General features: G+C 62.9%; 12 protein-coding genes. 7 read left to right on the top strand and 5 right to left on the bottom strand.

Going from position 1 to position 17,668, the window contains the following annotated elements; translation table 11 throughout:
* Positions 1-71 precede the first annotated feature (71 nt).
* The 3 genes from I2I01_RS07750 to I2I01_RS07740 all read left to right on the top strand — a co-directional run bounded on the left by I2I01_RS07750 (position 72) and on the right by I2I01_RS07740 (position 2,337).
* Positions 72-674 carry a DUF4142 domain-containing protein gene (locus I2I01_RS07750; RefSeq protein WP_196285881.1) on the top strand — a complete coding sequence of 201 codons (603 nt, stop codon included), beginning with the start codon at positions 72-74 and terminating at the stop codon, positions 672-674.
* Between the two features lie 206 nt (positions 675-880).
* The gene (locus I2I01_RS07745; RefSeq protein WP_196285880.1) at positions 881-1,549 is read left to right on the top strand and encodes a DUF4142 domain-containing protein; all 669 of its coding nucleotides are present in this window, start codon (positions 881-883) and stop codon (positions 1,547-1,549) included.
* 98 nt (positions 1,550-1,647) lie between these two features.
* Positions 1,648-2,337: a TMEM175 family protein gene (locus I2I01_RS07740; RefSeq protein ID WP_196285879.1), complete on the top strand. Its 690-nt coding sequence runs from the start codon at positions 1,648-1,650 to the stop codon at positions 2,335-2,337.
* Positions 2,338-2,369: 32 nt separating this feature from the next.
* Here I2I01_RS07740 and I2I01_RS07735 read toward each other — a convergent pair whose 3' ends face one another.
* Together I2I01_RS07735 and uvrA are read right to left on the bottom strand one after the other, a co-directional pair.
* On the bottom strand, positions 2,370-2,801 hold the full coding sequence (locus I2I01_RS07735; protein ID WP_196285878.1) for a hypothetical protein: 432 nt from the start codon (positions 2,799-2,801) through the stop codon (positions 2,370-2,372).
* Between the two features lie 68 nt (positions 2,802-2,869).
* The gene (gene uvrA, locus I2I01_RS07730) at positions 2,870-5,941 is read right to left on the bottom strand and encodes an excinuclease ABC subunit UvrA (RefSeq protein WP_211537874.1); all 3,072 of its coding nucleotides are present in this window, start codon (positions 5,939-5,941) and stop codon (positions 2,870-2,872) included.
* Between the two features lie 292 nt (positions 5,942-6,233).
* Here uvrA and I2I01_RS07725 point away from each other — a divergent pair, with 292 nt between their 5' ends.
* A complete protein-coding gene (locus I2I01_RS07725) occupies positions 6,234-6,917 on the top strand; it encodes a hypothetical protein (protein WP_196285877.1) in 684 nt (227 codons plus the stop codon).
* Positions 6,918-7,016: 99 nt separating this feature from the next.
* The gene (locus I2I01_RS07720; protein WP_196285876.1) at positions 7,017-7,529 is read left to right on the top strand and encodes a hypothetical protein; all 513 of its coding nucleotides are present in this window, start codon (positions 7,017-7,019) and stop codon (positions 7,527-7,529) included.
* Between the two features lie 73 nt (positions 7,530-7,602).
* Here I2I01_RS07720 and asnS read toward each other — a convergent pair whose 3' ends face one another.
* A complete protein-coding gene (gene asnS, locus I2I01_RS07715) occupies positions 7,603-8,997 on the bottom strand; it encodes an asparagine--tRNA ligase (protein WP_196285875.1) in 1,395 nt (464 codons plus the stop codon).
* Between the two features lie 166 nt (positions 8,998-9,163).
* Between asnS and rpoN the strand changes: the two genes are divergently transcribed.
* Together rpoN and I2I01_RS07705 are read left to right on the top strand one after the other, a co-directional pair.
* Positions 9,164-10,750 (top strand): RNA polymerase factor sigma-54, encoded by a 1,587-nt coding sequence (gene rpoN / locus I2I01_RS07710; RefSeq protein WP_196285874.1) that lies wholly within the window; start codon positions 9,164-9,166, stop codon positions 10,748-10,750.
* 93 nt (positions 10,751-10,843) lie between these two features.
* Positions 10,844-13,660: a response regulator gene (locus I2I01_RS07705; protein WP_196285873.1), complete on the top strand. Its 2,817-nt coding sequence runs from the start codon at positions 10,844-10,846 to the stop codon at positions 13,658-13,660.
* Positions 13,661-13,770: 110 nt separating this feature from the next.
* On the opposite strand, the gene I2I01_RS07700 is transcribed toward I2I01_RS07705, so the two are convergent.
* Positions 13,771-15,594 carry a T9SS type A sorting domain-containing protein gene (locus tag I2I01_RS07700; protein ID WP_196285872.1) on the bottom strand — a complete coding sequence of 608 codons (1,824 nt, stop codon included), beginning with the start codon at positions 15,592-15,594 and terminating at the stop codon, positions 13,771-13,773.
* Positions 15,595-15,630: 36 nt separating this feature from the next.
* The gene (locus I2I01_RS07695; protein ID WP_196285871.1) at positions 15,631-17,655 is read right to left on the bottom strand and encodes a hypothetical protein; all 2,025 of its coding nucleotides are present in this window, start codon (positions 17,653-17,655) and stop codon (positions 15,631-15,633) included.
* Positions 17,656-17,668: the final 13 nt, after the last annotated feature.

Below are 17,668 nucleotides of genomic sequence, written 5' to 3'. Positions count from 1 at the left end.
GTCGGCGTTTCTTCAGCATCTGTTCATCTAGCTATTTCAATTTTAGCATCTCATCAAACTCATTCTCTTCCATGAAACGCCTATTCATCACCCTATGCAGCGCGGCCACGGTACTGCTCGCGGCGGCCGGCTGCAACTCCAACGACTCAGTGAAAGAAGCCCAGAAAACCAATGAGGTGAAAGCCGACAGCGCGACGGCCGACACCAAAATGGGCGACATCGAGAAGAAAGGGATGGACTATGACTCCGAATTCATGACCAAGGCGGCCAGCGGCGGCATGCTGGAAGTAGAGCTGGGCAAGCAGGTGGTGGCCCGCGCCATCACGCCGCAAGCCAAGGAGTATGCCCAGAAAATGATTGACGACCACACCAAAGGCAACGCCGAACTAATGGCCCTGGCCACCAAGAAGAACATCACGCTGTCCACCACCCTCGGCGACGACCATCAGAAAGTGCTGAAAGACGTGACCGAGGAAAAAGGGGTGAAGATGGACCAGGAGTATATGAAGGAGATGCTCAAAGACCACCAGGAAGACGTGAAGGAATACACCGACGCTTCCATTAAAGCCTCCGACCCCGACATCAAGGCTTTTGCCGCCAAGACAGTGCCCATGCTGAAAATGCACCTCGACATGGTGACGAAAATGAAAGCGACGGTAGACGCTGCCAAGTAGCCAGAGGTGTGGCCACGAAAAAGGCCTGTCCCGCACCGGGGCAGGCCTTTTTTGTGGCCTCTAGGAACCAGTTTATTGATAATCAACGGTTGTGCTTAGGAATTTTAATAAACAAACTGTGCAACATCGACCTGCGATTCTTCCGTAACACCCGCGAGCACACGCTTAAGCCAACACCTTCCTTCACTTTTTCCTTTCCAAAATCCATGGTACGCTCCCTCCTTCCCTTGCTGGCTACGGGCCTGCTCACGCTGGCCGCTTGCGGCGATGCCAATAAATCGACCACCGAAAGCAATACCGACAGCAACATGGCCAACACGCCGGCCGCCGGCACCGATACTACCGCCGGGGCAGGCTCCGCTATGGGCGATAGCAGCGCTATGAGCGGTGACGCGATGAGCGGCGGCGCGGCCAAGGCCGACCCCAACGGCCCCACCGGCCCTCACAAAGACGACAAGGAATTTATGATGACGGCCGCCCACAGCGACCAGAACGAAATTCAGCAAAGCAAAATGGCCCTGGCCAAAGGCGTGACCGGCATGGCCAAAGAGATGGCCAATAAAATGATTGCCGACCACACCAAATCGACCAACGACCTGAAAGCCATTGCGGCCAAGAAAGGCGTGACCCTGCCCACCGACATGGACGCCGAGCACAAAGCCATGGCCCCGGCCATGGAGAAGCTCTCGGGCAAGGAGTTTGAAGCCAAATACATGGCTCAGATGCAAACCGACCATCAGAAGACGGCCAACACCATGGCCGCCCACGAGAAAATGACCCAGGACGCCGACCTGAAAGCCTTCATCGGCAAAACCCTGCCGGTGGTGGAGCAGCACCTGGGCATGGCCAAGCAAGGCTCGGATATGAAGATGTAGCCACCACTTGGGTGCTAGCCCTAAAGCCCACCTGCCGCATGCAGGTGGGCTTTTTTTTGTTTCTTTCCAATGGAAACAACTTATTCTATATTCATTTTATGCAGCACGTTCCTGACACCGCCCTCGACCACCACGACCGCACCGAGTTTCAGATAGAGCGCATGATTTTGTTTTCGGACGCCGTGTTTGCCATCGCCATCACGCTACTCATCATCGAAATCAAGGTGCCCGAGTTGCACGAGAAGTCCAACCACGCGGCCTTTACGGCGCTGCTGTGGCTTATTCCCAAATTCGTGGGCTTCTTTATCGGCTTCTTCGTCATTGCCACGTACTGGGCGGCCCACCACCGCATTTTCCGCTTTGTGCAACGCTACGACGACGGCCTGATTTGGCTAAACGTGTTTTTCCTACTCAGCATCGTGCTTATGCCCTTCACCTCGGCCTACTACGGCGAGTACCCCATGCTGCGCGTGCCATTCGTGCTGTATTGTGCCAGCGTCATCGGCACTGGCCTGCTCCAGATGCTGATGCAGCGCACCTTAGCCAACCCCAAGCGCAACTACGTGTACCCCGAGGCCCTCTCCCACCCCGACCTGGACCTGGGCCGCCCCCTGATTCCGACGGCGGTATTCGCCCTGGGCATTGTGCTGACCTTGCTGCTTCCGCACTCCTTCATCAGCCGCACGGTCTTCATCCTGATTTTCCCATTCATGATGCTCTACGGCAAGCGCTACAAGCGCCTGAAAAGCGAGTATGATGCCCGCCAGCCGGCGGCAGTGGCGCACTGAAACGGGTCCGTCGCCTCCAGATAAAGCGCGCCCTACTTGGCCGGGCCAACGGCCGCAGCCTCCCATTGCAGCTCGTAGGAGTCGCAGCGCAGGGCGTTGATGTTCATGCGGAAACGGCCGGTGGCGGTTTTGCCCGCAATTTTGCCGCCCAGGTCGAAGCACCAGGCGGTAGCTCCGCCGTCTGGTGGCTCGCAGATGCGGCCCGCAATGGTGCCGTTGCTCACGGCGAAGGTGCCCTTGGTGGGGCCGGCCGCGCCCAGCATCTCCAGCTTGCCATCGCAGCGCCAGTAGCCTTTGAAAGTGAAGTCGCGGATGGTTTTGCCGTCAGGTGCCACTACGAAGCTGAGCGTATTCCCTTTCAAGCCGTTGGTGAATTTGCCCTCGAAGCGGGTGCCCGCCGGGGGCGCGGCAGGATTGGCGGCGCTCAGGAGCGTCAGTAATGGAAACAGTAACAATGTTCGCATAGCGGTGGGAATGAAATGAGGCCGGCAAATAACCATTTGCCGGCCTCATTCGCAATATCCCTTTCCGGCTACGCCGTGGCGTATTTGCTCGTGCGCAGCTCCTCGGCCAAGAAGCGGGCGGTGTGGCCCTTGCCGGCCTTGGCTACCTGCTCGGGCGTGCCCTGGGCCACGATGATGCCGCCGCCCGCGCCGCCCTCGGGGCCGATGTCAATAATGTGGTCGGCCACCTTAATCAGGTCGAGGTTGTGCTCGATGATGAGGACGGTGTTGCCCTTGTCGGCCAGCTTCTGGAGTACATCCGCGAGGTGATTAATATCCTCGAAGTGCAGGCCGGTGGTGGGCTCGTCGAGGATGTAGAAGGTCTTGCCGGTGTCTTTCTTGCTGAGCTCAGTGGCCAGCTTCACGCGCTGCGCTTCGCCGCCCGAAAGCGTGGTGGCCTGCTGGCCCAGCGTGAGGTAGCCCAGACCCACGTCGTTCAGGGTTTTGATTTTACGCAGGATGCGGGGCTGAAACTCGAAGAACTCCACGGCCTTCTCCACGGTCATATCCAGCACGTCGGTGATGGACTTGCCCTTGAAGCGGACTTCGAGCGTTTCGCGGTTGTAGCGGCGGCCCTTGCAGGTTTCGCAGGGCACGTGCACGTCGGGCAGGAAGTTCATCTCGATGGTGCGGATGCCGGCGCCCTCGCAGGTTTCGCAGCGCCCGCCCTTCACGTTGAAGGAGAAGCGCCCCGGGCCATAGCCGCGGATTTTAGCTTCCGCCATCTCACCAAACAGCTGTCGGATTTCGGTGAACACGCCCGTGTAGGTGGCCGGGTTCGAGCGCGGCGTGCGGCCGATGGGCGACTGGTCAACCTCAATCACCTTATCGATAAAATCCAGCCCCTCGATGCTGCCGTAAGCCAGAGGCTCCTTCTTGGAATTAAAGAAGTGCTGGTTGAGAATCGGGTACAGCGTATCGTGAATGAGCGTAGACTTGCCCGAGCCCGATACACCCGTGACGGCCACCAGCTTGCCCAGCGGCACTTTCAGGGTCACGTTTTTGAGGTTGTTGCCCTTGGCGCCTTTCAGCACCAGCTCGGTGCCTTCGCCCTTGCGCTTCCTCTTTTGCAGCTCAATGTGCTTCTGCCCGCTGAGGTACTGCGAGGTGAGCGAACCCGAGTTGAAAATCTCGGTGGGCGTGCCCGAGGCCACGATGCTGCCGCCATGAATGCCCGCGCCGGGGCCAATGTCCAGCACGTGGTCGGCGTGCAGAATCATGTCCTTGTCGTGCTCCACCACAATGACGGAGTTGCCAATGTCGCGCAGGTGCTGCAGCGCCTTGATTAGCCGCTCGTTGTCGCGCTGGTGCAGGCCGATGCTGGGCTCGTCCATGATGTAGAGCACGCCCACGAGCTGGGTGCCAATCTGGGTGGCGAGGCGGATGCGCTGGCTTTCGCCGCCGCTCAGCGTGCGCACCGGGCGGTGCAGGTTCAGGTAGTCCAGGCCCACTTCGAGCAGGAAGCCGATGCGCTTGCGGATTTCCTTAAGGAGCTCCCGCGCAATCACGTTCTGGCGCTCCGTCAGCCGGTCTTCCAATCCATCAAACCAGCCAGCCAGCTCGTTCAAATCCATCACCGACAGCTCGCCTATGTGCTTGCCGTCCATCTTGAAGTGCAGGCTTTCCTTCTTAAGGCGGAAGCCCTGGCACTCGGGGCAGGGCTGGGCCTGTGCGTACTGCGCAATCCACTCCCGGATGCTGTCCGACTCCGAGTCCATCTGCCGGCGCAGGAAGGGAATAATGCCCTCGAACGGCTCGGTGAAGGTACCTTTGCCGCTGTCGGCCTCGTCTTCCGAGATGCCGTGGAGCAGGCGCTTGAGCAGCTCCTCGGGCAGCTTCTCGATGGCCGTATTCAGGGTGGCCTTGTTCTTCTTGAGGATGAGCGAAAGCTGCTGGAAAATCCAGATGTCGCGGTACTCGCCCAGCGGCGCGATGCCGCCCCGGCTGATGCTCAGCTTGCGGTCGGGCAGCACGGCTTCCTCGGTGATTTCCTGCACCTCGCCCAGTCCATTGCAGGTGGGGCAGGCGCCGTAGGGCGAGTTGAACGAGAATGTGTTGGGCGCCGGGTCGTCGTAGGCGATGCCGGTGGCCGGGTCCATCAGAAAGCGCGAGAAGAACTGCGGCGCGGCCTTTTTGGCGTCGGGGTCGAGCACCAACATGGTGCCCTTGCCGTGCGTGAGTGCGTTCTGCACCGAGCCCGAGAGGCGGAACCGGTCTTCCTCCTTCACGATGAGCCGGTCGATGACGATTTCGATATCGTGGATTTTGTAGCGGTCCACCTGCATCTTGGGCGTGATGTCGAGGATTTCGCCATCTACCCGCACCTTAGCGAAGCCCAACTTGGCAATCTTCTGGAAATCTTCGCGGTAGTGGCCCTTGCGGCCCTTCACCACGGGCGCCAGCACCACCAGCTTTTTGCCGTCGAAGTGCTTGAGAATGTAGTTGATAATCTGGTCATCAGATTGCCGAATCATCTTCTTGCCGGTGGCATAGCTGAACGCCTCGGCCGTGCGCGCATACAGCAGGCGCAGGAAGTCATAGATTTCGGTGATGGTGCCCACCGTGGAGCGCGGGTTGCGCGAGGTGGTTTTCTGTTCGATGCTGATAACCGGCGACAGGCCCTCAATCTTGTCCACGTCGGGCCGCTCCAGCCCGCCCATGAAGCTGCGGGCGTAGGCCGAAAACGTCTCCATGTAGCGGCGCTGCCCTTCCGCATAAATGGTATCGAAGGCCAAGCTGCTCTTGCCCGAGCCCGAGATGCCCGTGAACACCACCAGCCGGTTGCGCGGAATCTGCACACTCACGTTCTTGAGGTTGTGCTCGCGCGCGCCGTACACTTCGATAAACGGGGCATCGATGTGGTGGGCCGCGCCGTTGGCGGCGGGCGCCGTGGTGGGCGGCAGCGTCTCGGGCGTCTGGTGTTGCAGGGCTACGGCCACGCTGGCCGGGTTGGGCTGGGTGGCAGCGGCGGCTTCCGGCTCGGTGAGGGCACCGGCGAGCTGCTTTTTTAGCGCGGCGCCGTTGGCAACTGGTTTTTTCTTGGCGGAAGCGGCGGCTTTAGGAGCTTGGGCAACCGGGGTAGCAGTGGATTTTTTGGCCATTCAGGAACGCAGCGAATAAGTGCGTAAAGGTACGTAGATGGGACGCCGAAGGCTAACCCGAAAGGCAACTTTGCCAGTCGGGTTAGCTTCCGGGGCGTCGGGGTGTAACAGCACAGGCAGGCGGTTTGTCCCCGGCTTTCTGATAGAAAATGAATGGGCGAGGGTTCCCGGCATTTGGGCGACGTTTTTAGCCGGTGAATCTACCTTTTCGGGCACATTGGCACTAGCCTTGCACCTATGGAAGAGCAGCGCCGTTAGTGGCCTGTTATTCCATTTTTTCCAACCCAATAGCATGAAACCCCTCGCAAGATTATTTGGCGCGGCCCTGGTGGGCGCGTTTGCCCTGTTGGCCACGCCGGCCGCCCAGGCGCAGGTGGGGGTGAATATTAATATCGGCGTGCCGGCCTGGGGGCCCCAGGTGCCCTACGGCACGCAGTATTACTACATCCCCGAGATTGATGGGTATTACGACCTCTACAACCAACAGTACATCGTGTTCCAGGACGGCTACTGGGTGCCCCAGCCGGAGCTGTATGGCTACGACCCCTACCTGTTTCATCCGGTGATAGTGGACTACCGTGGCACCCAGCCCTGGACGCGCCTCGACTACTACCACCAACGCTACGCCTACCAGCCCTACCGCTACTACGGCCCCGCCCGCTCCGGCTACTATGGCTACGGCCACAACGGCTATGGCAACTACTACGGTGGCAACTACGGCTACCCGCGCCCCGGTTATTACTCCAACGGCCGCAGCTACAATGCCCCCGGCGGCTACAGCGGCCACGACAACCGCGGCGGCAACCCCTACCCCGGCGGTAGCTACAACCCGCCCCGCGGCAACCAACAGCCTCAACCGCATCAGGGCAACTACAGCCCCGGCCCAGGCCAGACCCCGGGCAACCACGGCGGCTATGGCGGCGGTCAGGGCCAGCCAAGTGGTGGCAACGGCGGCGGTCGGCACGGCCGCAGCTAAGGCAGCCAACTGAGCGTTATTAACCAACTTTTTGCCGATGCAGTATAACAGCACCCGGCCCGGCGCCGGGTGCTGTGTACCTCACCCCATCCTAACCTCATGAAACTGATTCCCAATCTTTTTTGCGCCGCCCTGATTGGCAGTGCCGCGCTGACCGCTGCCCCCGCGGCCCAGGCTCAGATTAACGTCAACATCAACCCGGCGCCGCCCGCTGTGGTGGGCGCACCGGCTGATGCGCAGTACTACTACGTGCCCGAAATCAAGGGCTACTACGACGTGCCGGCCCGCACATACATCGTGCAGCGCAACGGCCAATGGACGCGCCTGGAGCGGTTGGAGGGCTACAACCCGGCCAACTTCCATCCCCAATACATCGACTACCGCGGCAACTCGCCCTGGACCTACCGCGGCGGCAACCCCAGCAACGGTGCCCTCCCCCCCGGCCAGGCTAAAAAGATGGGCTACCCCGCCAACCCCAGCAACGGCGGCCTGCCCCCCGGACAAGCCAAGAAAATGTATCGGCACGACGACCATGACCGCCACGAAGACCACGACGATGACCGCGGCAAGGGTCGCGGCAAGGGCAAAGGCCGGGACCACGACCGTGACTAATTTTCCGAACGCACAAAAAAACCGACCACTTTTAGGGTCGGTTTTTTTGTGCGTTGAGTAGTTGACTATAAGCTTAAAACGCCGCGTTCTTGGGGTAGCGCGGGAAGGGAATCACGTCGCGGATGTTGCCCATGCCCGTCACGAACAGCACGAGGCGCTCGAAGCCCAGGCCGAAGCCGGCGTGCGGCGCCGAGCCGAAACGGCGGGTGTCAAGGTACCAGTCGAGGTCTTCGGCGGGCACGTGCATTTCGGCCATGCGGGTGGTGAGCTTGGTGTAGTCTTCCTCACGCTGCGAGCCGCCGATGATTTCGCCGATGCCCGGAAACAGCACGTCCATGGCGCGCACGGTGCGGCCGTCGTCGTCCAGCTTCATGTAGAAGGCTTTGATGTCCTTCGGGTAGTTGGTGAGGATGACGGGCTTCTTGAAGTGCTTCTCCACCAGGTACCGCTCGTGCTCGCTCTGCAGGTCTGTGCCCCAGTCCACCGGGAACTCGAACTTCTGCTTGGCCGACTTCAGAATGTCGATGGCCGCGGTGTAGGTGAGGCGCTGGAAGGCGTTATCGACCACGAAGTGCAGGCGGGTGAGGAGTTCCTTGTCGTACTGGTCGTTGAGGAACTGCAGGTCGTCGGCGCAGTGCTCTAGGGCGTAGCGCACCAGGCTTTGGAGGAAGTCCTCGGCCAGGTCCATGTTTTCTTCGAGCTCGATGAAGGCCACTTCGGGCTCAATCATCCAGAACTCGGCCAAGTGGCGGGCGGTGTTGGAATTTTCGGCCCGGAAGGTGGGGCCGAAGGTGTAGATACTGCCCAGGGCCATGGCGGCCAGCTCGCCTTCGAGCTGGCCGCTCACGGTGAGGTTGGTTTGCTTGCCGAAGAAGTCCTGGGTGAAGTCCACCGAGCCGTCGGCGGTGCGGGGCGGGTGCTCGGGGGGAAGGGTGGTCACGCGGAACATCTGGCCGGCACCTTCGGCGTCGGAGCCGGTGATGATGGGAGTGTGCACGTAATAGAACCCGTGGCGGTTGAAGTAGTCGTGGATGGCGAAGGCCAGGGCATGCCGGATGCGCAGCACCGCCCCGAAAGTGTTGGTGCGGGGGCGCAGGTGGGCGATGTCGCGCAGGTGCTCCAGCGAGGTGGCTTTCTTTTGCAGCGGGTAAGCTTCGGCGTCGGCCTTGCCCAGCACCGTGATTTCGGTGGCCTGGATTTCCACGGCCTGGCCCTTGCCTTGCGAGGCCACCAGCTGGCCGCGAATGGCCACGGCGGCACCGTTGCTCACGTCTTTGAGGCTTTCCTCGGGGAAATTCTCGGCGGCGGCCACGGCCTGAATGGTGTGGATGGTGGAGCCGTCATTCACGATGATGAACTGCACGTATTTGTTGCCGCGGCGGGAGCGAACCCAGCCTTTCACGAGGACTTCGCGGTCGAGCTCCTGGCTGGCCAGAAGGTCTTTGACGGTGGACCGTTTGAGGGACATGGTATTGAACTAGCGGGATGTAAGTGGGGCAAAGGTAGGTCCTGGCCGCAGTAGCACGAAGTTTGCAGGGCGCGCCCCGGCCGCGAAACCGCCGTTGTTATCAACTTTTCAGGCCAAGATTTAGTAAAATTGACCTCCGCTGTCGCCTTTCCGTACTTTCGTTACTATGCAACGCCTCGACCTTAAACAGCTCCTCTCCCAAAAGCTCAGCCCGCAGCAGATTCAGTTCATCAAGCTGCTGCAAATCCCGACGGCGGAGCTGGAGACGCGCATCAAGGAGGAAATGGAGGTGAACCCGGCCCTGGAGGAAGACGAACCCGACGACGCCGAAGAACTGGACCGCGACGATGACGACAGCGACGACTCGGATGACCCCGACGCCAGCCTCGACAACGACGACAACACGCTGGACGAGGACTTTGACGACCGCAGCAGCTCGGACGACAACGCGGAAGAGATGCACGAGCCCGACCTGGCGGCGAAAGAAGACCTGGCCTCGACCGACGACGCGCCCGACAACACCGACCTGGACCTGAGCGACTACCTCAACGACGACGAAATAGCGGGCTACAAGATGCAGGGCGACGGCCCCGGCGAGGAAGAAGAGCGCGACACCCCGCTGGCCGACACCAGCGCCTCGCTCATCGACTCGCTGATGGACCAGCTGCACTTTGCAGATTTGGATGAGCGGCAGGAGGCCATTGGCCAACAACTCATCGGCTCGATTGACGGCGACGGCTACATCCGGCGCGACCTGGCGGCCATTGCCAACGACATGGCCTTTGCGCAAAATCTGGAGGTGACCGTGCCCGAAATTGAGGCAGTGCTGCGCGTGGTGCAACAGTTCGACCCGCCTGGCATTGCGGCGCGCGACCTGCCCGAGTGCCTGCTGCTGCAACTGGAGCGCCGGCCCCAGGACGACAACACCGTGAACGCCGAGCGGATTCTGACTGAAACCTTCGAGGAATTCACCAAAAAGCACTACCCGCGCATTCAGCAGCGGCTCGACCTGGAGGACGACGAGCTGAAGGAGGCCATCAATGTCATTTTGAAGCTGAACCCCAAGCCGGGCGGTAGCGGCCCCACTGGCGCGGGCAAGACGCAGTACCTGATGCCGGACTTCATTCTGACGAACGACAACGGCGTGCTGAACCTGACCCTGAACGCCCGCAACGCCCCCGAGCTGCGCGTGAGCCCGGCCTACACCGAAATGTTCCGCACCTACGACAAGGCCGCCAAGAAGGACGCCAAGATGAAGGAGGCCGTGACCTTCGTGAAGCAGAAGCTCGACTCGGCCAAGTGGTTTATCGACGCCATCCGGCAGCGGCAAAACACGCTGCTGCGCACCATGAACGCCATTGTGGAGCTGCAGCGCGAATTCTTCGTGGAGGGCGATGAGAGTAAGCTCAAACCCATGATTCTTAAAGACATCGCCCAGATGATAGGCATGGACATCTCGACCGTGAGCCGGGTGGCCAACTCCAAATCGGTGCAAACGGAATTCGGCATCTACCCGCTCAAGTACTTCTTCTCAGAGGGCATTGCCACCGACTCTGGCGAAGACGCCAGCAGCCGCGAGGTGAAAAGCATTCTCAAGGACCTCATCGGCAAGGAGAGCAAGGAGCGGCCCCTTAGCGACGACAAGCTGGAGAAGATGCTCAACGCCCGCGGCTACAACATTGCCCGCCGCACCGTGGCTAAGTACCGCGAGCAGCTGAACATTCCGGTGGCCCGGCTGCGGAAGGAGCTGTAGGGGCGCTGGCCTTAATCAGAAAAACGCCTGTCATCCTGAGCATTCACGCTCTTTTTTCATCGCCATTAAGCCCATCTTCAGCATATTTACAGGGTGAAAACCGACGCCCTGCCCTCCCCTACTCTTCCTACTGGCTTAGCTGAGCTGCAAGAGCTGCTGCTCACCGAGCGCGCCCGCCGCGAGCAGGCCGAAGCCGAATTGGCCCGCCTGCAGGCCCTGAGCCAGGTGCCCTTGCTCAATCCCAACCCCTCTCTGCGGGTGAACAAGGACGGCCAGCTGCTGTATGCCAACAACGCGGCCGAGGGCCTGGCGCAGGAAATGCAAGGCACCGGCCCCTCACGGCTGCGGCCGCAGCTGCTGCACGCCGCCACCCAGGCCCTGCGCAGCGGCGAGGTGACGCGGCACGAAGTAGTAGCCAACGGACAGTACTTCGTGCTGCACGTGGTGCCGGTGCTGGAAGAGCAAACCGCCCTGCTCTACCTCACCGACGTGACCAACCAGCGGCAGGCCGAAAAGCACAACGACGAGCGGCGCGAGTTCTATGAAACCGTGCTGGCCCACCTGCCGGCCGTGGTGACGGTGCTCGACCCCGACCAACGCTACCGCTACATCAACCCCTACGCCGAGCCCGACCCAGTGAAACGGCAGGCCCGCATCGGCATGTCGTTTGCCGACCACGCGGCCGCCCGGGGCCTGCCCACCGCCCTGATGGTACGCCGCCGCCGCCTGTTTGAGCGGGCCGTGCAGAGCCGCGAGCTGGTGAGCTGGGAGGAGCGCTGGCCCGGCCCCGACGGCGAGCCCAACCTGTACTGGCTGTGCTACTACCAGCCCGTGTTCAGCTCCGATGGCGGGCTGCGCGAGGTGCTGTGCTACGGCTTCGACATCACGGTGCGGCGGCAGGCCGAGGCGCGCACCCGCCAGAGCGAGGCCGAACGCGACGCCCAGCAGGCCTTCACCAACCTGGTGCTCGACCTCAACCCCAACCTCATCTGGGTGCGCGACGCCCAAGGCCGCACCATCTTCGAGAACGCCGAAATGCGGTCCCAGCGCCAGCACATCGCCGAAGTGGCGGGGGCTGCGTCGATGGAAGCAGCCATGAGCAAGGACGAAATCCAAGAGGCCATTCAGGCTGACCAGCAGGTGCTGCGCACCCGCCAGCCGCTCACCACGCAGTTTTCGATGAAGCTGGGCAACGGCGAAACCCAGTGGTACCAAACCGTGCGCTGCCCCCTGGTGCAGGCCGACGGCACCGTGCAGGTGCTGGGCGTGAGCACCGACATTACGGCCCTGAAAAAAGCCCAGCACGCGGCCGAAGCCGCCGCCACGGCCCGCGAAAACTTCCTGGCCAACATGAGCCACGAAATTCGCACGCCCCTGAACGGGGTGCTGGGCATGACCAGCCTGCTGGCCAAAACCGGCCTCAACGAGCAGCAGCGCAACTACGCGGCCATCATTCAGCACTCGGGCCGCCACCTGCTGAACGTGGTGAACGACGTGCTCGACATGGCCAAAATCACCTCGGGCAAGCTGGAGCTGGAGCAGTCGGCCTTCAACCTCTGCGACTCGATGGCCAACGCGGGCCAGCCCTTGGCCATTCAGGCCCAGGAAAAAGGCATCCGGGTGGTGGGCACGCTGCTGCGCGACTCCTGCCCCCACCCTTGGGTGATGGGCGACTCCTACCGCCTCAACCAGGTGCTCATCAACCTGCTTTCCAACGCCATCAAGTTCACGCCGCCGGGGGGCACCATCACGGTGGGCGGCTACTTCGTGCGCGAAACCGAGGACACGCTCACCACTGAATTTCGGGTGACGGACACGGGCATCGGCATTGCGCCCGACAAGCTGGAAACCATTTTCCAGGAATTTACGCAGGCCTACGCCGACACCACCCGGCAGTTTGGCGGCACCGGCCTGGGCCTGAGCATCAGCCGGGCGCTGGTGCAGCAGATGGGCGGCCAGCTCACGGTGCAGAGCGAGCTGGGCAAAGGCAGCTCGTTTGCCTTTATTACCACCCTGCCCAAGGCCAGCGCCGAGGCCCGGGCGGCGGCCCTGGCCCCGCTGGCGCCGGTGCACGAGGCCACCGTGCGCGGCGCTCGTGTGCTGCTGGTGGAAGACAACCCCGTGAACCGCGAAGTGGCCCAACTGCTGCTCGAAGGCCACGGCGTCATTGTAGACGAAGCGGCCAGCGGCGTCGAAGCCCTGGAGATGTTTGAGCACCAGCGCTACGACGTGGTGCTGATGGACATTCAGATGCCGGGCATGAACGGGCTGGAGGCCACCGCCCGCATCCGGGCCCACGCCGATGCCACCAAGGCGGCCACCCCCATTCTGGCCCTAACGGCCAACGCCTTCCGGGCCGACGCCGAGAAGTACGCCGCCGCCGGCATGAACGACACCCTGCCCAAGCCCTTCGACGAAGCCGAGCTGCTCAGCAAGCTGGCCGCCCTGATGGGCGGCGGCACGCCCCTGCCCAAGGCCACCACCGCCGAGCCAGTGGCTACCGAGCCGGCCCCGGCAGTGGAATCCGCTGCGCCCGAGCCCGCCGCCCCAGCCAAGCCCGCACCAACAACGCCCAACGCGCCGCTCTACAACCTGGCCCTGCTACACGAAACCGCCCACGGCAGCATCGCTTTCATGAACCGCATTCTCACTTCGTTCCACACCAACACGCCCGCCAGCGTGGCCGAGCTACGCACCGCCCTAGCCGCTGCCGACTGGCCCGCCGTGGCTACCGTGGCGCACCGCCTGCGCCCCTCACTGAATTTGGTGGGCGCCGCCCGGGTGGCTCCCCACCTGCAAACCGTCGAGTCGAAAGAAGCGACTGATGCCGAACGACGGGCCGCTACGGAAGGCTTCATCGCAGAGCTGACGGCACTGCTGGACGGGCTGCCGGAACGCGTGACGGCGTAGAGGAGGAGGGCATTGGGGCGGCGGCTTGCGGCGCAAGCTCGCACTAAATGGGCCATCCAACGCAAAGGAGCGCGTTTTTCTAACCCGCCCTCAGAACTGGCTGGGCGGCCTCAGGGCTGCACCACCAGCCGTTGAGCGGCGCCCAGCTCCCCGCCCGTCGAATCGACGAGGCGGGCCAGGTACACGCCTGCGGCCAGCCCTGTCACGTGGGCTGTGCCCGCAGCGGACGGGGCCAAGCCTTTTTCCAGCACCAGTTGCCCCAGTGCGGAATACACCAGCAGCCGCGCGGCCTGGTGGCCCGGCGCCGATTGCCAGGTAAGCGTGGCGTCGCCCGTGCGGCTGGGGTTGGGGTAGAGGGCAAACGCTCCTGCCTCCCGGGCCGTGGCGGCGGACAACGGTTGGCAGCTCAGGTGGGCGCTGAAGGGCGAATAGCCCCCGCCGGTGCCGGCCGGGTTGTTTAGCGTGAGCGAGCCGAAGCGCAGCGTGGGACTATTAAAATACCCTGTGACGGTTAAGCACCCAGCCGCGTCCATCGTGATGCCGGTACCATAGTCGCTGGTATTCCCACCGGCGCTAATGGCCCATTCAAAAACGCCCGCGGCGTTTACCTTGGCCACGTACACGTCGTTGTATTTGAAGTAGCTTGTGCCTGGGCCGTTGTTAATGGAATACATCGCGCTTCCATTATTAAGCGTAGTGTTGCCAAAGCTGGCCGGAGAGTCGGCAAAGTAGCCCGTCAGGTACGCGTTGCCCGCCGCGTCGATGGCCACGGCTTGGTTACTATCGCTGCCCGAGCCGCCGCCTCGCACGGCCCACTGCCAGGCGCCGCTGGCGTTGAGCTTGGCCACAAACATGTCGCTGGGGGCAGCGCAACTGGTAGAAATTCGAGGCCCGGGCGTGTTGGTGAGGGTGGTGGTGCCGAAGGTGGCAGTGGTAGAACTAAAGGAACCCATCACGTAGATATTCCCCTGCCCATCCACCAAGGCCCGCTGTGCTATCCGAGTACCGCCGCAAGGGTCGTTGCCGCTGCTAGACGTGGCCCATTGCCAAACGCCGGCGGGGCTGAGCTTGGCCACGAAAGCGCCGCCCGTGGGATTGGTGATGGTGACGGTGCCGAAAGTGGCGGTGAAGTTATACAGGTGGCCAGTCACCAATAAGTCGCCTCCCGCGGTAAAAGCCAGGTAGGGCGCCTCATCATTGCCAGGGCCGCCACCCTGCACGGCCCACTGCCACGCTCCGGCAGCGTTGAGCTTGGCCACGAACACGTCGGTTAAGTCGTTACGGACTTGGGGAGCGTTGGTCAACACTGTGCTGCCAAATTGCGCCGTAGGCCCATCGAAGGTGCCGCTCACGTAAGCGTTGCCGGCACTGTCGAGCAGCAAATCCGTCACGAGGTCGAAGGCGCCGGTTTGGGTGGCGCCGCCCGCTCGCACCGCCCACAGCCAAGTGCCCGTGGCGCTCAGCTTAGCCACGAAAATATCTGGCCGCTGGTAGGCATTGGGAATGCCCACGTAGGAATTGGTGAGCGTGAAGGGGCCGAAGGTGGCCGTGCTGCCATCAAAGCTACCGGCTATTACCACTCCCCCATTGGCGTCGGCGCTGAAGGCGTTCACGCGCATCGTGCCGTTGCTGCTCGCGCCCACTGCCCATTGGTAAACGCCCGCGGCGTTGCGAAAAGCCACAAACGTTTGGGTGGGAGCGGCAATGCTGAACGGACCGAACGCAGCGGAACTGCCGTAGAAAGTGCCCGCTTCGTAGGTGTTGCCCTGGGCATCGGGGGCACTCCGGCTGCCATAGATGTTGCTCCCGGCCCCAGCCACCACCCCACCAAACACGGCATTGGCCGGTACCGATACCTGGTCGAATACAGGCACCTGCGCGCGTACTCCGGTACCCAGCAGCACAATAATCCATAGCAGTATAATGTGTTTCATGGGATTATGGAAGAAGTGAAAGCCGAATATAGGCTTTTATCTTCTACCCACACGCCATTCCGCCGTCAGCTCGAAGTAGGGCAGCACGCGGCTGGTTTCGCGCTCCAAATCAGCTGCCGAGTAGCTGGTGCCTATGAAGCTGCCCTTGCCTACGGTATAAGTCGAGTACGTCCGCATCCACTGCAGCCACAGGCTGGCCGTGAGGTTGAAGCCGGCGGTGGCGCGGCGCTCCACGGCCACCTCGGGCCCCTGCTGCCGGGTAATGTTGTGCAGGTAAATCAAGCTCACGGCGGGGTTCGCGGCCGAGGCGTCGGGCAGCAGGGCGGCGCGGCCGTAGTTGCGCTGCTCCAGCAGGCGGTAGCCCAGGCGCAGGCTGGTGCTGCCCTTGGGCCCGGCCCAGCTCTGGCGGGCGCCGATGTTCAGGTCGTGGGTCACGCTGGTATCGAGCGGGCTTTCGCGGAACTTGGTCCAGTCGAGCTGGCCCACACGGTTTTCGCGGCGCACGTAGTCGGCCAGCAGCAGCAGGCGCGGGCGCAGCTGGTAAGTGATGCCCTGGGTTTGCTCCAGCACGCGGCTGGCGCGGTTGCGGGCCTGCTCGGTGGCCTGGTCGCGCACCTGGTAGCTCACCCATAGGTGGTAATTGGAGCGGATGCTCCATTTGCCCGGCGCCCACGTGAAGCCCGGTTCCCAGTGCAGCAGGTGGTCGGTGTAGTTCTCGGCGCTCAGCCCCGCCCGGATGAACACCGTTTGGCGGTACTCGCCGGCCACGCCCAGCGTGGTGCGGAAGGCCCCGGCCCAGCGGCCCGTCCAGGTCAGGCGGGCCAGGTGCTGGGCTTCGTCGCGGATTTGCTGGTTGTCCTTGCTGGGGGCGTCCACGCGCAGCAGCTGGGCCGAGCCCAGCAGCGCCAGGGCGTGGCGAGCCGTGGGCAGCCAGGTGAGGTTGCCCTGCCACAGAGTGGTTTGCTCGGTGATGTCCTTCACCTGCTCGCGGGCCAGGGCGGCCGCCAGCCGGGGCGCGTTCAGGCGGCGGGAGTTGTCGAGGTAGTAGGCGCGGGTGCGCTCGTGGTAGTTGAAGGTGATGCTGGCCTGCAGCTTGGGCCGGGCAAAGCGCAGCTCCTGCCGGGTGTCGATTTCGCGTTGGCGGTAGCCCACGTCCTGCAGGGTGTCGGCTCCCTCGCTCAGCCGGCGGTACAGAAAGGCGCGGGTGGGCAGTAGCACGCTGTTGTCGGAGCGCAGCGTGGCATACTCGTTCACTTTATAGGTAGCGCCCGCCTGGGCCAGCACCGTGTCGGACTGGATGCGTTGCACCGAGCCCAGCAGGTAGTCTTCGGCGCGGTTGGTGCGGAAGCCCAGGCGGCCCTGTACCAGCAGCGGCGCATTTTCCAGGAAAGTCTGCTCGCCGGCCGCCTCGGCCACCAAACGCTGCATGGTGCGCGGGCCCAGCTGGGCGCGGGTGCCCAGCACGCGCAAAGCCAGCGGTGGCGCGGCCGTACCGTTGAGAAAATACAGCGCGGCGGCGTCGAAGCCGTAGGCCAGGCCCGCGTCGGAGCGGCCGTTGCGGTGGTCGGTGGCCAGGCCGCCCAGGGCGGTGAGGTGCAGCTGGCTCAGGGTATCGAGGGCATTGCCGGGGCGCAGGCGGCGCTGGTAGCCCAGGCGGCCCAGCCACAGGCCAGTGCGGGTGGCGTTGGCGCGGCTTTGGTCGTAGTGCAGTTGCTGGCCGATATGCCAGTGCTGGGCGGCATCAAGCATGAAGACGTGGGCCACGTCGGCCCCGTAGTCTTGCCGCACGAAAGGCGGCGTGCCGCGCGAGTCGTAAATCCAGTCGGAGCCCACCCGGTAGCGCAGCTGCTGGCGCGGCCCCAGCTGCAGGTAGCCCAGCGCCCGGCTGGTTTGCACGAAGGTGCTCACGCCCACACGCCGCGCCTGAGCCAGCAGAAATAGGGCCGTGTCGGCTCCGGCCGGGCGCAGGCCCCGAAACACGGGGCCGAACGGAGTGGCCCCTACCTGAGCGGAGGCGCGTGGGGCCGGCACTAGGAAAAACAATAAAATCAGCCCGGCCACGGCGCGTCGAATC

Origin of the sequence: Hymenobacter properus (assembly GCF_015694735.1) — a bacterium.
GTDB classification, from domain to species: Bacteria; Bacteroidota; Bacteroidia; order Cytophagales; family Hymenobacteraceae; genus Hymenobacter; species Hymenobacter properus.
This window is presented reverse-complemented; position numbering and strand designations above follow the sequence as displayed.

What these genes read in the sequence shown, in the direction of transcription:
- I2I01_RS07750 (WP_196285881.1), top strand. Translation starts at nt 72, where the DNA reads ATGAAACGCCTATTCATCACCCTATGCAGCGCGGCCACGGTACTGCTC.
- I2I01_RS07745 (WP_196285880.1), top strand. Translation starts at nt 881, where the DNA reads ATGGTACGCTCCCTCCTTCCCTTGCTGGCTACGGGCCTGCTCACGCTG.
- I2I01_RS07740 (WP_196285879.1), top strand. Translation starts at nt 1,648, where the DNA reads ATGCAGCACGTTCCTGACACCGCCCTCGACCACCACGACCGCACCGAG.
- I2I01_RS07735 (WP_196285878.1), bottom strand. Translation starts at nt 2,801, where the DNA reads ATGCGAACATTGTTACTGTTTCCATTACTGACGCTCCTGAGCGCCGCC.
- uvrA (WP_211537874.1), bottom strand. Translation starts at nt 5,941, where the DNA reads ATGGCCAAAAAATCCACTGCTACCCCGGTTGCCCAAGCTCCTAAAGCC.
- I2I01_RS07725 (WP_196285877.1), top strand. Translation starts at nt 6,234, where the DNA reads ATGAAACCCCTCGCAAGATTATTTGGCGCGGCCCTGGTGGGCGCGTTT.
- I2I01_RS07720 (WP_196285876.1), top strand. Translation starts at nt 7,017, where the DNA reads ATGAAACTGATTCCCAATCTTTTTTGCGCCGCCCTGATTGGCAGTGCC.
- asnS (WP_196285875.1), bottom strand. Translation starts at nt 8,997, where the DNA reads ATGTCCCTCAAACGGTCCACCGTCAAAGACCTTCTGGCCAGCCAGGAG.
- rpoN (WP_196285874.1), top strand. Translation starts at nt 9,164, where the DNA reads ATGCAACGCCTCGACCTTAAACAGCTCCTCTCCCAAAAGCTCAGCCCG.
- I2I01_RS07700 (WP_196285872.1), bottom strand. Translation starts at nt 15,594, where the DNA reads ATGAAACACATTATACTGCTATGGATTATTGTGCTGCTGGGTACCGGA.